The 14073-nt window shown below is 71.6% G+C and carries 14 protein-coding genes; 7 read left to right on the top strand and 7 right to left on the bottom strand.

The window, feature by feature from the left end:
• Nucleotides 1–13: 13 nt before the first annotated feature.
• On the bottom strand, nucleotides 14–826 hold the full coding sequence (locus tag ABZ624_RS25955) for a PaaX family transcriptional regulator C-terminal domain-containing protein (protein ID WP_360093553.1): 813 nt from the start codon (nucleotides 824–826) through the stop codon (nucleotides 14–16).
• A gap of 15 nt (nucleotides 827–841) precedes the next feature.
• Nucleotides 842–2434: an AMP-binding protein gene (locus ABZ624_RS25950; RefSeq protein ID WP_360093550.1), complete on the bottom strand. Its 1593-nt coding sequence runs from the start codon at nucleotides 2432–2434 to the stop codon at nucleotides 842–844.
• Between the two features lie 197 nt (nucleotides 2435–2631).
• Between ABZ624_RS25950 and ABZ624_RS25945 the strand changes: the two genes are divergently transcribed.
• Entirely contained in the window at nucleotides 2632–3765 is a 1134-nt protein-coding gene (locus ABZ624_RS25945; protein WP_360093547.1) for an acyl-CoA dehydrogenase family protein, read from the top strand.
• Nucleotides 3762–4160: a RidA family protein gene (locus tag ABZ624_RS25940; RefSeq protein ID WP_360093544.1), complete on the top strand. Its 399-nt coding sequence runs from the start codon at nucleotides 3762–3764 to the stop codon at nucleotides 4158–4160. Before ABZ624_RS25945 ends, ABZ624_RS25940 begins: the two co-directional genes overlap by 4 nt.
• Before the next feature lie 41 nt (nucleotides 4161–4201).
• On the opposite strand, the gene ABZ624_RS25935 is transcribed toward ABZ624_RS25940, so the two are convergent.
• A complete protein-coding gene (locus ABZ624_RS25935) occupies nucleotides 4202–4390 on the bottom strand; it encodes a DUF5999 family protein (RefSeq protein ID WP_360093541.1) in 189 nt (62 codons plus the stop codon).
• 227 nt (nucleotides 4391–4617) lie between these two features.
• On the opposite strand from ABZ624_RS25935, the gene ABZ624_RS25930 reads away from it, so the two are divergent.
• Nucleotides 4618–5049: a DUF6299 family protein gene (locus tag ABZ624_RS25930; RefSeq protein WP_360093538.1), complete on the top strand. Its 432-nt coding sequence runs from the start codon at nucleotides 4618–4620 to the stop codon at nucleotides 5047–5049.
• 82 nt (nucleotides 5050–5131) lie between these two features.
• On the opposite strand, the gene ABZ624_RS25925 is transcribed toward ABZ624_RS25930, so the two are convergent.
• Nucleotides 5132–5884 carry a GntR family transcriptional regulator gene (locus ABZ624_RS25925; protein ID WP_360093535.1) on the bottom strand — a complete coding sequence of 251 codons (753 nt, stop codon included), beginning with the start codon at nucleotides 5882–5884 and terminating at the stop codon, nucleotides 5132–5134.
• Nucleotides 5885–6148: 264 nt separating this feature from the next.
• On the opposite strand from ABZ624_RS25925, the gene ABZ624_RS25920 reads away from it, so the two are divergent.
• From ABZ624_RS25920 to ABZ624_RS25905, 4 genes are all read left to right on the top strand, one after another.
• The gene (locus ABZ624_RS25920; protein ID WP_360093532.1) at nucleotides 6149–7429 is read left to right on the top strand and encodes an extracellular solute-binding protein; all 1281 of its coding nucleotides are present in this window, start codon (nucleotides 6149–6151) and stop codon (nucleotides 7427–7429) included.
• Between the two features lie 81 nt (nucleotides 7430–7510).
• Entirely contained in the window at nucleotides 7511–8509 is a 999-nt protein-coding gene (locus ABZ624_RS25915; RefSeq protein WP_360093529.1) for a sugar ABC transporter permease, read from the top strand.
• A complete protein-coding gene (locus tag ABZ624_RS25910) occupies nucleotides 8506–9336 on the top strand; it encodes a carbohydrate ABC transporter permease (protein WP_360093526.1) in 831 nt (276 codons plus the stop codon). The genes ABZ624_RS25915 and ABZ624_RS25910 overlap by 4 nt, the downstream gene beginning before the upstream one ends.
• 8 nt (nucleotides 9337–9344) lie before the next feature.
• Nucleotides 9345–10856 carry a glycoside hydrolase family 3 protein gene (locus ABZ624_RS25905; RefSeq protein ID WP_360093523.1) on the top strand — a complete coding sequence of 504 codons (1512 nt, stop codon included), beginning with the start codon at nucleotides 9345–9347 and terminating at the stop codon, nucleotides 10854–10856.
• A gap of 34 nt (nucleotides 10857–10890) precedes the next feature.
• On the opposite strand, the gene sbnA is transcribed toward ABZ624_RS25905, so the two are convergent.
• From sbnA to ABZ624_RS25890, 3 genes are read right to left on the bottom strand one after another with little or no spacing between them, the layout of a single operon-like run.
• Nucleotides 10891–11928 carry a 2,3-diaminopropionate biosynthesis protein SbnA gene (gene sbnA, locus ABZ624_RS25900; protein ID WP_360093520.1) on the bottom strand — a complete coding sequence of 346 codons (1038 nt, stop codon included), beginning with the start codon at nucleotides 11926–11928 and terminating at the stop codon, nucleotides 10891–10893.
• 36 nt (nucleotides 11929–11964) lie between these two features.
• Nucleotides 11965–13035, bottom strand: a complete 1071-nt coding sequence (gene sbnB, locus ABZ624_RS25895; protein ID WP_360093517.1) for a 2,3-diaminopropionate biosynthesis protein SbnB — start codon at nucleotides 13033–13035, stop codon at nucleotides 11965–11967.
• Complete coding sequence (locus tag ABZ624_RS25890; protein ID WP_360093514.1) at nucleotides 13032–14036, bottom strand: TauD/TfdA family dioxygenase; 1005 nt, start codon at nucleotides 14034–14036, stop codon at nucleotides 13032–13034. Before ABZ624_RS25890 ends, sbnB begins: the two co-directional genes overlap by 4 nt.
• Nucleotides 14037–14073 lie beyond the last annotated feature (37 nt).

The following is a 14073-nucleotide window of genomic DNA, read 5'->3' as shown; positions in this document are numbered from 1 at the left end:
AGCCACCGGCCGGTCAGACCCCGGCGAACTCGGCGCCCGCGTCCCGCAGCCGGCTGTGCAGTCCCCGGAAGACCTCCGCCGAGCGCACGCCCGGCCAGCCCGTGGGCAGCAGCCGGGTGGGCAGGCCGGGGTCGGTGTAGGGCAGGTGGCGCCAGGAGTCGAGGGCGAGGAGGTAGTCGCGGTAGGCCTCCTCCGGCGGGGTGTCCGGACGGCGCGCCCAGGCGTGCAGGACCGGGGCGTGCGCGTCCAGGAAGCGTTCGTGCTCCTTGGCGATCGCGGCCAGGTCCCACCAGCGGGCGACCGCCTCGGCCGTGGGCGCGAACCCCAGGTGCTCACCGCGGAAGAAGTCCACGTACGGGTCCAGCCGCAGCCGGCGCAGGGTGTGCCGGGTCTCCTCGTACAGCCGGGCCGGGGCGATCCACACCCCGGGGGCCGCCGTGCCGAAGCCCAGGCCCGCCAGCCGGGAGCGCAGCACATGCCGCTTCTGCCGCTCCGACTCGGGCACCGAGAACACCGCCAGCACCCAGTCCGCGTCCTGAACCGGTGTGGTCGGGTAGATGCGGCGGTCGCCGTCCTCCATCAACTGGCGTGCCGCCGCGGAGAGTTCGTAACCGGCCGCGCCCGCTTGCGTGCGGGCCGGCAGCAGCAGGCCGCGCCGTTTGAGCCGGGACACCGAGGAACGGACGGAGGGCGCGTCCACACCGACCGCGGCCAGGAGCCGGATCAGCTCGGCGACGGGCACCGGACCGGGCATGAAGCGGCCGTACGCGCCGTAGAGCGTGACGATGAGGGACCTGGGGGCGTGCTGGTCGGACACGTTGATCATTTTAGGTCGTCGGCCTCACTGCCGGTCACCTTCGGTGCGCAGCCGGAACCGCTGCAGCTTTCCGGTGGCCGTGCGGGGCAGGGCGTCGAGGAAGACGAACCGGCGTGGACATTTGTAGGGTGCCAGCTCTGACCTGAGGAAGACGCGCAGGGCCTCCGGGTCGCGCACGGCCCCGTCGCGCAGCACCGTGTAGGCCACCACCACCTGTCCGCGGGCCTCGTCGGGCCGGCCCACGACCGCCGTCTCCACCACGTCCGGGTGCCGCAGCAGCGCGTCCTCCACCTCCGGTCCGGCGATGTTGTACCCGGCCGAGATGATCATGTCGTCGGCGCGGGCCACATAACGGAAGTAGCCGTCGGGTTCACGGACGTAGGTGTCGCCGGTGACGTTCCAGCCGCCGCGCACGTACTCCCGTTGCCGTGGGTCGGCGAGATAGCGGCAGCCGACCGGGCCGCGCACGGCGAGCAGGCCCGGCTCGCCGTCGGGCACCGGTGTGCCGTGCGTGTCCTGCACCCGCGCCTGCCAGCCCGGCACCGGAACGCCCGTGGTGCCCGGCCGGATCTGCTCGTCGGCGGCGGAGACGAAGATGTGCAGCAGTTCGGTCGCGCCGATGCCGTTGATGACGCGCAGGCCGGTGCGCTCGTGCCAGGCCCGCCAGGTGGCGGCGGGCAGGTTCTCGCCGGCCGACACACAGCGCCGCAGCGACGTGACGTCGTACCCGTCCAGCAGCTCCAGCATGGCGCGGTACGCGGTCGGGGCGGTGAAGAGGACCGAGACGCGGTGCTCGGCGATCGCGGGCAGCAGCCGGCGCGGGCCCGCCTCCTCCAGGAGCAGGGAGCTGGCGCCCGCCCGCATCGGGAAGACCACCAGCCCGCCCAGGCCGAAGGTGAAGCCGAGCGGGGGACTGCCGGTGAAGACGTCGTCCGCCCGGGGGCGCAGCACATGCCGCGAGAAGGTGTCAGCGATCGCCAGCACGTCCCGGTGGAAGTGCATGCACCCTTTCGGGCGACCCGTGGTGCCCGAGGTGAACGCGATCAGGGCCACGTCGTCGGCCGCGGTGTCGACCGCCGGGTACGGCGTGCCGGGCCCGGGGCGGTTGAGGAGGTCGTCGGGGCCGTCACCGCCGTACGTCGTGATGCGCAGCCCGGGTATGTCGGCCTTCGCCAGGTCCTCCACCGCCCGGATGTCGCACAGCGCGTGCCGCACCAGGGCGATGTCGCACAGGGTGGCCAGCTCGTGCGGGCGCTGCTGGGCCAGCACGGTGACCGCTATCGCGCCCGCCTTCAGCACGGCGAGCCAGCAGGCGGCCAGCCAGGGCGTGGTGGGGCCGCGCAGCAGGACCCGGTTGCCGGGGACCACGCCCAGGTCGCCGGTGAGCACGTGCGCGATCCGGTCGACGTGCCCGCGCAGGTCGCCGTAGGTCCAGCTGCGGCCGTCCGGGGTGTGGAAGACCGGGCGGGCCGCGTCGGCGTGCTCCAGGAGCGCGGCGGCGCAGTTCAGCCGGTCGGGGTAGCGCAGCTCCGGCAGGTCGAACCGCAGCTCGGGCCACTCGTGAGGCGGCGGCAGATGGTCACGCGCGAAGGTGTCGACGTGGGCCGAGCGATGCATGGCGGTTCGCCCCCTTGCCGTGGCTGGCGTCGAGACGGGCGTCGTGGTGGGCACCGGCGTCCTGGTGGGCTCGCGATCCGAGCGTATCGTGTTGGTGACGGCAGTCAACCTTCCGCGATAACGTCGGAGGGGGAGGAAGGCGGACGGGGTACGGTCCTGGCGCCCCGGCCCGCCCCGCCCCGGAGGGAGGACACCGAGTGCCCGCATTCTCGCTCGAACCGGAGCAGATCGCCTGGTGTGCCGAGCTGCGCACGCTGGCCGCCGAACGGTTGCGTCCGCTCGCCGGCAAGGGGGAACCGGGACACGTCAACCGGCCGCTCCTGGCGGAACTCGGCCGGCTCGGGCTGTCGGCACGGCTGTTCACCTCCGGCGCGCTCGACCTGTGCCTGATGCGCGAGTCCCTCGCCCAGGCCTGCACCGAGGCCGAGACCGCCCTCGCCCTGCAGGGCCTCGGCGCCCATCCGGTGCACGCCCACGGCAGCCCCGCCCAGCGCGAGCGCTGGCTGCCGAAGGTCGCCGACGGCAGCGCGGTCGCCGCCTTCGCGCTGAGCGAGCCGGGGGCCGGTTCGGACGCCGCCGCCCTGTCCCTCGCGGCCGAGCCCGACGGCGGCGACGGCTGGCGGCTCACCGGCGCCAAGTGCTGGATCTCCAACGCCCCCGAAGCCGACTTCTACACCGTCTTCGCCCGCACCACCCCCGGCGCCGGAGCCCGCGGGGTGACCGCCTTCCTCGTCCCGGCCGACCGGCCCGGACTCACCGGCACCGCCCTGGAGATGCTCTCGCCGCACCCCATCGGCGCCCTGGACTTCGACGCCGTGCCCGTCGGCGCCGACGACGTGCTCGGCGAGGTGGACCGCGGCTTCGCCGTCGCCATGGGCACCCTCAACCTCTTCCGGCCCAGCGTCGGCGCGTTCGCGGTGGGCATGGCCCAGGCGGCCCTGGACGCGACCCTCGCGCACACCCGGCAACGGCAGGCCTTCCAGGGGACACTGAGGGACCTGCAGGCGGTGTCCCACCAGGTCGCCGAGATGGCGCTGCGCACCGAGGCGGCCCGGCTGATGGTGTACGCGGCGGCGAGCGCGTACGACCAGGGCGCCGCCGGGGTCCCCCGGCGCGCCGCGATGGCCAAGCTGCTCGCCACCGAGACCGCGCAGTTCGTGGTCGACACCGCCGTCCAGCTGCACGGTGCCCGCGCCCTGCGCCGCGGCCACCTCCTCGAACACCTCTACCGCGAGGTGCGCGCCCCGCGCATCTACGAGGGGGCGAGCGAGGTCCAGCGGGGCATCATCGCCAGGGAACTGTATGCCGAGGCGCAGGAGGAGACCCGGTGACGACCGAGCGCGTCAACCCGCCCGAGCTGTCCCCGCCCACGGGTTTCTCGCACGCCGTCGTCGCGGCCGGCTCCCGCGTGGTGTTCCTCGCCGGCCAGACCGCCCTCGACCCCGACGGCAAGATCACCGGCGGGACGCTCCCCGAGCAGTTCGAGCGGGCCCTCACCAACCTCCTCACCGCCCTGCGCGCCGCCGGCGGTACCCCCGCCGACCTCGCCCGCGTCACCGTCTACGCCACGGACGTGGCCGCCTACCGCGCCCACGCCCCGCAACTGGGCCGCATCTGGCGGGAGTCGGCGGGCCGGGACTATCCGGCGATGGCCGTCGTGGAGGTCGTACGGCTGTGGGACGAGCAGGCGCTGGTGGAGCTGGACGGGTTCGCCGTACTGCCTTAGGCCTCTGCCGGACCGGCCGGCCAGGAGGCCCCGTCCGCCGTTCAGGCGGCCACCGCGAGCCGCTCGGCCGGGACCCGGCGGGGCGCGACCACACTGCCGTCCGGGTGCAGCTCTCCGCTGTCGTCGAAGACGACGGAGCCGTCGCACAGCAGGGTCCAGCCCTGTTCGGGGTGGGCGGCCACCGGGTGCGGCGTGCCGGACGCGGGGTACGAGGACGGACAGGAGCACATGGCGCACCTCCGGCGGTGAGGGGCCGGCGCGTTCGGCCGGCGCCCGCATACCCAGACCATCCTCCAGCCGTGAACGCACCGGAACCGCCCGCCGTGAAGCGTGACAACATGCGGACAACTCCCGGACGGTTCCATGACGCGCCACCGAAGGAGTGACGGTCACGCCTCGCGGCCCGGCCGCCCGGTACGAGTGGAGCCCTGAGCCCACGAACACCGGGAGGTATCCCATGCCCGCACGCCCCGCCCTCGCCGCGGCACTCGGCGCAGCGGCCCTGCTGTGCGCCGCCGTCGCTCCGGCCACCGCCGACACGTCCGAGAAGGTGACCGTCGACAAGACCGGCCATGTCGCCGAGGACGGCACCGTCACCCTGTCCGGCACCTACCGGTGCACCGGGGCCAAGGGCATCGCCTTCGTCAGCTCCTCGATCAGCCAGGGCGACAAGAACCGCAAGTCCGTGTACGGCATCGGGGGCAGCGCCGCCGACTGCGACGGCGCCCTGCACCGGTGGGAGAACACCGGCAAGGTCTCGCCGGGCTCCCTCAAGGCCGGCAAGGCCCATGTCCAGGCCACGGTGACGGAACTGCGCTCCGGCGGCCTCCTGCTGCTGCCCTCCTTCCACGCCGTCCAGGAGAAGGACGTCACACTGGCCAAGAACTGACAGGCGTCCCGCCGCACCGCCCCCCGGCCGGACACCGTCCGGGTCACGCGTGGCCGCAGGCCTTCCCGGGCGGTGGGGCCGGTTAGCGGTGGACGGCCGGAGTGCCGGGCCTGTGGAGGGCGGCCACGAACTTGTAGCGGGAACCGCGGTACACCGAGCGCACCCATTCCACCGGCCTGCCCTCCGCGTCCCGTGAGTGGCGGGACAGCAGCAGCATGGGCAGGCCCACGTCGGTGGCGAGCAACAGCGCCTCGCGCGGGGTCGACAGCGAGGTCTCGATGGTCTCGTCGGCCTCCGCGAGACGGACGCCGTACACCTCGGCGAGCGCCGTGTACAGGGACGGGTACGTGGCCAGGGATGCGCGCAGTCCGGGGAAGCGGCGTGCCGACAGATGAGTCGTCTCGATCGCCATGGGGTCGCCGCCGGCCAGCCGCAGCCGCTCGATGCGCAGCACCCGCTCGCCGGTCCCGACACCGAGCAGGCCGGAGAGCCTCTCGTCCGCCGGCACCTCCCCGATGTCCAGCACCTGCGAGGCGGGCGTCAGCCCCTGCGCGCGCATGTCCTCGGTGTGCGAGGTGAGCTGGAGCGTGCGGTACAGCTTGGGCTGGGCGACGAAGGTGCCCTTGCCCTGGACCCGGTCCAGCCGGCCCTCGCCCACGAGTTCGGTGAGCGCCTGCCGGATGGTGGTCCGGGACGTGTCGAAGCGGACGGCGAGCAGGCGCTCGGCCGGCATCGCCGAGCCGGGCTGCAACTCCTCGGCCATGGCGAGCAGCCGCTGTTTGATCCGGTAGTACTTCGGCACGCGCGCGGTGCGGCCGCTTACGTCGGTGGCCATGCCTGCCTTCCCGGCTGTGGGGGGTGGGCTCTCGTTATAACGACCAACTGCCCGATGGTCTAGGCCAATCGCCCGAGGTGACGTTCTCGTAACGGGCGAATCGGCTTTCCGGGCCACCCTTGACACCCCGAAAGGTCTAGGCCAAGCTCCACCGTACTGGTCTACACCATTAGTGGCCAGGTCCCGAGCCCTACGTGCAACAGCGTCGTACGCAGGTCACCGCCGAGGGCGTGGGGGGTCAGTGGCATCCCTGAGGAGGGTGGCGTGAAGCGCAAGCTCGCTGCCGCGATCGTGATCGCGGGCATGATGGTCTCCGTTGCGGCGTGTGGCGGAAACGACGGCAAGGACAGCGGCAAGGACGCGGGACCGGGCAGCTGGAAGGGACAGACGCTGACGGTCTGGACCATGGACGGCTCGGCGCCGCCGCAGTGGAGCAAGGACGTCCAGGCCGCGTTCGAGAAGAAGACCGGCGCGAAGCTGAAGTTCGAGACCCAGAAGTGGGACGGGATCCAGCAGAAGATCACCACCGCCCTCTCCGAGGACAACCCGCCGGACGTCCTGGAGGTCGGCAACACCCAGACCCCCGCCTACGCGGCCACCGGCGGTCTCGCCGACCTCGGCGACCTCAAGAAGGAGATCGGCACCGACTGGACGCCGTCGCTCTCCCAGTCCTCCGTGTACCAGGGCAAGCAGTACGCCGCCCCCTGGTACTTCGCCAACCGCGTCGTCATCTACAACAAGAAGATCTGGGCCGAGGCCGGCATCAAGGACACCCCGAAGACCCGCGACGAGTTCTTCAAGGACCTGGACACCATCGGCAAGAAGACCGACGCCGAGCCGCTCTACCTGCCGGGCCAGAACTGGTACTTCCTCGACGGCCTGATCATCGGCCAGGGCGGCGACCTGGTGAAGAAGCAGGGCGCCGCATACGTCTCCAACCTCGCCGACCCCAAGGTCGCCGCGGCCATGGAGATCTACAAGAAGTACGCCTCCTACTCCAAGGCGCCCAAGGACAAGGACGAGGCCACCCCGCAGCAGGCCCAGGTCTTCGCCAAGGGCAGGACCGGCGCGTTCATCGGCATGGGCTGGGAGGCCGGCACCGCGGTCCAGGCCGACAAGGCCATCGAGAAGGACCTCGGCTACTTCACCATCCCGGGTGCGAGCGCCGACAAGCCCGAGGGCGTCTTCCTCGGCGGCTCCAACTTCGCCGTCGCCCAGGGCAGCAAGAAGCAGTCGCTGGCCAAGGAGTTCCTGAAGACCGCCCTGTCCGACCAGTACGAGGGCGAACTGGCCAAGCTCAGCGGCATCGTCCCGAACAAGACGTCGCTGCAGTCCAACCTCAAGGGCAACGCCGTCGCCGAGGCCGCCGCGCCCGCCGCGGCGGGCGGCGGCACCACCCCGCTGATCCCGGAGTGGGCCGCGGTGGAGAACACCCCGAACCCCATCAAGTCCTACATGACCTCCGTGCTGAACGGTAAGTCCCCGGCGGACGCCGCGAAGCAGGTCGAGGCCGAGATCAACAAGCGCCTGGCCCAGCAGAACTGATGACCCCGCCGGGGGCGCCCGAGGGTGCCCCCGGCCCAGTCGTCCGTACGGCCGGTTCGGCCATGGAAGAGATGGCAACTCATGTCAGTGCAGACCCAGGGCACGGACACGGCCGGGGAGCCCGCTGTCCGCAAGGCCCGGATACCGGGGCCGCCGCGGGGCGCGGACCGTGACTCCGGATCCCCGTCCCGCCGCGGCACCGCTGCCCCCTACCTGCTCCTGCTGCCCGCGCTGCTGGCCACCGTGGTCCTGCTCGGCTGGCCCCTGGTCAAGAACGGCATGCTGTCGTTCCAGAACCTCAACCCGCGGCAGCTCATCCAGCACCTCACCGAGTGGAACGGCGTCGAGAACTACCGGCAGGTGCTCTCCGAGCCGGAGTTCTGGCACGTCGCCGAGCGCTCCGTCTTCTTCACCGCCGCCAACGTCGTCCTCATCATGGGCCTCGGCACCCTGATCGGCCTGCTGCTGGCCCGGCTCGGCAGGAAGATGCGGCTGCTCCTCATGATCGGCCTCGTCCTCGCCTGGGCCATGCCCTACGTCGCCGCCACCACCGTCTACCAGTGGCTCTTCGCCCAGCGCTTCGGCGTCGTCAACTGGGTCCTGGACAGGCTCGGCTGGCACTCCATGGCCGACTACAACTGGATGGGCAGCCAGCTCTCCACGTTCTCCGTGGTCATCCTGCTGATCGTATGGCAGTCGGTTCCGTTCGTGGCGATCAACCTGTACGCCGCCACCACCACGATCCCCAGGGAACTGTACGAGGCCGCGTCCCTGGACGGCGCCGGTGCCTGGCAGAGCTTCACCTCGGTCACCCTGCCCTTCCTGCGGCCGTTCCTGTACGCCACGACCTTCCTGGAGGTCATCTGGGTCTTCAAGTCGTTCACGCAGCTCTTCGCGATGAACGCGGGGGGCCCGGACCACCTCACCGAGACCCTGCCGATCTACGCCTACGTCGAGGGCGTCGGCAACCAGCACTTCGGGGTCGGCGCGGCGATCTCCTTCCTGACCATCCTGGCCCTGCTCGTCATCACCTCGTACTACCTGCGCATGGTGCTCAAGCAAGAGGAGGACGAGCTGTGAAGCGCTCGCTCTTCGGCCGTATCTGGCCCAACGCGACCGCCGTCGTCCTCTTCGCCGGCTTCGTGTTCCCTGTTTACTGGATGTTCGCGACGGCCTTCAAACCGACCGGCGACATCATCGCCGAGAACCCGGTGTGGTTCCCGACGCACGTCACCCTCGGCCACTTCAGGAAGGCGGTCGACGCCGACCACTTCTGGACCCTGGTCGCCAACTCCGTCACCGTCACGGTCCTGTCGGTCGTCTTCGCGCTCGTCATCGCCCTGGTCGCGGCCTTCGCGCTCGCCCGGATGCGGTTCACAGGCCGGCGCGGGCTCATCGTGACGTTCATGCTGGCGCAGATGGCCCCCTGGGAGGTCATGATCATCGCCATCTACATGATCGTCCGCGACAACGACATGCTGGACAGCCTGGTCCCGCTCACCGTCTTCTACACGATGATGGTGCTCCCGCTGACCATCCTGACGCTGCGCGGCTATGTGGCCGCCGTGCCGAAGGACCTGGAGGAGGCGGCCATGGTCGACGGCTGCACCCGCACCCAGGCGTTCCTCCGGGTCATCTTCCCGCTGCTGGCCCCCGGTCTGATGGCGACCTCGCTGTTCGGGTTCATCACCGCCTGGAACGAGTTCCCGCTCGTCCTGATCCTCAACAAGGACATCGAGAAGCAGACGCTGCCGCTGTGGCTGTCACAGTTCCAGACCGCCTTCGGCGACGACTGGGGCGCCACGATGGCCGCCTCGTCCCTGTTCGCGCTGCCCATCCTGATCCTCTTCATCTTCCTGCAACGCAAGGCTGTCAGCGGTCTCACCGACGGCGCCGTGAAGGGATGACCCGGCCGATGACCACACTCACGACTACTGCATCCGACAGCGGCTCCGCCGCGGGCGACACCCTGACCCGCGACGCCCTCGCCGTGCTGCAGCCGGGGTTCGACGGCACCACCGCACCCGACTGGGTGCGCCGCCGCCTCGGTGAGGGCCTCGCCTCCGTCGCCCTGTTCGGCCGCAACGTCGTCAGCGAGGACCAGGTCACCGCGCTCACCGCCCAGTTGCGAGCCGAACGCGACGACCTGCTGGTCGCCATCGACGAGGAGAGCGGCGACGTCACCCGCCTCGACGTACGCACCGGCTCCGCCTTCCCCGGCAACCACGCCCTCGGCGCCGTGGACGACCCCGCCCTCACCCGGGCCGTCGCCCGCGAGCTGGGCCGGCGCCTTTCCGCCTGCGGCGTCACCTTCGACTGGGCGCCCTCCGCCGACGTCAACGCCAACCCCGACAACCCCGTCATCGGTGTTCGCTCCTTCGGCGCGAACACCGACCTGGTCGCCCGGCACACCGCCGCCTGGGTCGAGGGCCTGCAGTCCACCGGAGTCGCCGCCTGCACCAAGCACTTCCCCGGCCACGGCGACACCAACGTCGACTCCCACCACGCCCTGCCCCGCATCGACGTCGACACCGACACCCTCTACGCACGCGAGCTGCCCCCGTTCCGCGCGGCCGTCGCCGCTGGTACCCGCGCCGTCATGAGCGCCCACATCCTCGTGCCCGCCCTCGACCCCGACCGCCCCGGCACCCTCTCCCGCCGCGTCCTCACCGAGCTGCTGCGCGAGGAACTCGGCTACCGGGGACTGATCGTCACCGACGGCATGGAGATGCGGGCGATATCCGGCACCTACGGCATGGAACAGGGGGTGGTCCTCGCGATCGCGGCGGGTGCCGACGCCATCTGCGTCGGTGGCGGGCTGTGCGACGAGGGCACCGTGCTGAAGCTGCGGGACGCCCTCGTGGCCGCCGTACGCTCCGGGGAACTGCCCGAGGAACGGCTCGCGGACGCGGCCGCCCGGGTCCGCGGCCTCGCCGCATGGACCGCCGCGGCCCGCGGCGCCGCGGCGAAGACCGCGCCCGACCCCGGGATCGGCCTGGCCGCGGCCCGCCGCGCCCTGACCGTGACCCGTACCGGCACCGCCGCACCGGTCACCGAGCCGGTGTACGTCGCCCGGTTCGACCCCGTACCCAACGTCGCCGTCGGCGACCAGACCCCGTGGGGCGTGGCCGCCGAGCTGGAACGGCTGCTGCCCGGCACCGCCTCCGGCTCCTTCACCGGCGACGGCGCCGCCGCACAGGCCGTCGCCGCCGCCGGCACCCGGCGGATCGTCGCCGTGGTCCGCGACGAACACCGGCACGACTGGATGCGCTCCGCCCTCGACACCCTGCTCGCCGCCCGCCCCGACACCGTCGTCGTGGAGATGGGCCTGCCCCGGGCCGCCCCGCGCGGCGCCCTGCACATCGCCACGTACGGCGCCGCCCGGGTGTGCGGTGTGGCGGCTGCGGAGGCCGTCATCACGGGCTGACCCCGCGAACACCCGGCCGCCCGCTCGCCGCGGCCTACGGTCTACGCCGGCGGCCCGTCGCCCGGGACGCGGACTTGGGCTCCCGGGGCGCGCTGCGCACCTCGTCGGTGCCGAGTTCGCCGTCGAGCACATGGTCGCCGTACAGGTCCTGCAGCCAGTTGCTCTGGTAGACGGTGTCGAGGTAGCGCTCGCCGAGGTCCGGCGCGACGGCCACCGCGGTGAGGCCACGGGTGTCGTGCCGGGCCAGCCAGTCCGTCGCGCCGCTGACCACCGTCCCGGTGGAGCCGCCGAACAGGAAGCCGTGTCTGGCCATGCGGTGACACGTCCGGATGGTGTCGGTCTCCTCGACGCGGAGCACCTCGTCCACGTAGGACTCGTCGAGCAGCGGCGGCCGCATGCTCATCCCGAGGCCCGGGATCATCCGGCGGCCGGGCTCGCCGCCGAACGCCACCGAGCCCACGGCGTCCACGGCGACGATCCGCACCGGCCGGTGCCACTGCCGGAACCACCGGGCGCAGCCCATCAGGGTCCCGGTGGTGCCGGCACCGACGAAGAGGACGTCCAGTTCCGGGAACTGGGAGGCGATCTCCGGGGCGGTGGTGCGGTAGTGCGCCAGCCAGTTGCCCGCGTTGGTGTACTGGCTGAGCCACACGTACCGGTCGTCGGACGCGCACAGCGCACGGACGTACTCGATGCGCATGCCCAGGAACCCGCCGTTGGAGTCCTTGTCGGACACGATGTGCACGTCGCTGCCGAGCGCCTCCATCAGCAGTCTGGTCGACAGGTTGCACCGGGAGTCCGTCACACACAGAAACCGGTAGCCCTTGCTGGCGGCGATCATGCTGAGTGCGACGCCGAGGTTCCCGGACGAGGACTCGACGAGGATGGAATCCGGCGTCAGGAGTCCGTCACGCTCGGCGCTCTCCACCATCTCGTTCGCGGCCTTCAGCTTGATGGAGCCGGCGAAGTTGAAACCCTCGCACTTCAGGTAGAGCGGGTATCCGCAGATCGACTTCAGGTCGACGAACAGATGCCCCTCGTTGAAGGCGTAGGGAGCGGATATGACAGGCACGGCGGGCCTCCTGGTGCCAGGCCGAGGACAGCGGCCTCAGCCGTATCGGCGCAGGTCGTGGAAGAAGTCGTCGATGAGGCGGAGGTTTCCCGCCCGGGCTACCTCGTCGTAGACGTACTTGCCGACGACGAGGTCGAGGACGCCGAGCCCGAAGGGCGAGAAGATCACCGGCCGGTCGGTCGGCGGTGCGGCCCGTCCGAGCATCACGTCGTTGAGGGTTCCGTTCAGGAAGTCCCGGTTTCCGGTCCGCTGTTCGACCAGGTGGGGGGACGTGTCGGCCTTCAGGCAGTGCTCGACGTCGTCCACGAAGTTGGCCGAGCCGAGCAGGACCTCGGGGGCGAGGTCGCGCAGGGACACGTGCAGGACCAGCGGGTTGTGGGTGAACCAGGCCGGGTCGGTGACATGCGGCTCGCCCGCGACGGTGGCGAAGACCACGAGGTCGCCGGCGCGGACGAGGTCCTCGGCGCGGTCGTGGACGGTGATCCGCGCGTCGGTGCCCGTCTGCCGCAGGTAGCCGCAGAAGCCGTCGGCGCTGTCGCGGGACACGTCGTACACGCCGACCGTCTCGAAGTCCCAGCCCGTGCCGTCCAGGAACGTGTGGATGTAACGGGCGATCAGACCGGTGCCGAAGAAGCCGACCCGGGTGGGACGGGGCCGGCCGCGGCTGAGCCAGTCGGCCGCCAGCGCCGCGGACGCCGCCGTACGGGTGGCGCTGATGACCGAGCTCTCCAGACAGGCGAACGGGTAACCCGTGTCGTGGTCGTTGAGGATCAGCACCGCCGAGGCCCGGGGCAGCCCGGCGCCCACGTTCTCCGGAAAACTGGAGATCCACTTCAGGCCGTCCACCCGGACCGGCCCGCCGATGGAGGCCGGCAGCGCGATGATCCGCGCGGTGGGCCGGTCGGGGAACCGCAGGAAGTACGACGGCGGGTTCACCGAGTCCCCGGCGCCGTGCAGCCGGTAGGCGGTTCCGACCAGCTCCACGAGCTGTTTCTCGCGCCCGCTCAGCGCGCCCTGCACCTGCTCACCGGAGATCACCGCGAAGGACGGCACCGAAGGGCGGCCGGGCACGGGCCGCCGGGAGGTGCCCGACAGTACATCGGTCATCGCTCACTCGCCTCCGGGGTCGGGCAGCCGTCGGCCAGGCGAAGGGGCTCGCCCATGCCCACCAGGACCTGCCGCTCTCCGCTGAAGGGCTCCCGGCTGTGCGCGGTGCGGATGTTGTCCACGAGCAGCAGATCACCGGCCTGCCAGGGCTCGCGCCGGGTGTGCGCCTCGTAGGTGCTGTTGAGCAGCTCGACGACGTCCTCACCGATCGGACTGCCATCGCCGTAGCGGGTGTTGAACGGCAGGCCGTCCGGGCCGTAGACGTCCACCAGGTACTCGCGCACCTCCGGGGCCAGCGTCCACTCGTTGAGGAAGGCGATCTGGTTGAACCAGCAGCGCCGGCCCGTGACCGGATGCCGTACGACGGCGGCGCGGCGCTGCTCGGTGTGCAGCGACCCGTCGGCCAGCCAGGTGAAGTCGATGCCGTTGGCCCGGCAGTAGCGCTCGATCCCGGCGCGGTCGCTGGTGCCGAACGACTCCTCGAGCGACGCCCCGATCTCGTCGTTGTAGGAGCGGGTCAGCAGCCAGCCCTCCCGCTCGAACCGTTCAGCCAGCCCCGTGGGCAGCGCCGCGAGGACCTGTTCGGCGTCGGCCACCCCGGTCGCCCCGCCCTGCTCGGGCGCGGTCAGACACGCGAACAGCATCAGGCCGGGCACCTGAAGCCGGTAACTGAGCTCGTGATGCATGCACATCGGCTGGTTGTCCGGCCAGGGGGTCGAGGAGTACAGCCCCGGCCCGTGGGCCTCACGGGGGGCGAACGCCTCCCGCTCCGTGATCAGGTCACCGGCCAGGGACGCGAAGACGGCGCCGACGGCGTCCGTGTCCCGCAGCCCGAGACCGCGGACGACCAGCGCCCCGTGCTCGGTGACCTGCGCGCGCAGCGCCTCGCGGTGCTCGGCTGCCCAGCTCGGGGCATCGCCCGGGACGTCGACGCACAGCAGCGCGGGCCGGTCCGGCCGCAACTCCGCATCGAGCGGGGATGCCAGGGATGAGGACGGCATCTCGGTTTCCTTTCGGTCGACCGCCTGAGACCCGACG

The organism is Streptomyces sp. NPDC007205, from assembly GCF_040634095.1.
Lineage (GTDB): Bacteria > Actinomycetota > Actinomycetes > Streptomycetales > Streptomycetaceae > Streptomyces.
This window is presented reverse-complemented; position numbering and strand designations above follow the sequence as displayed.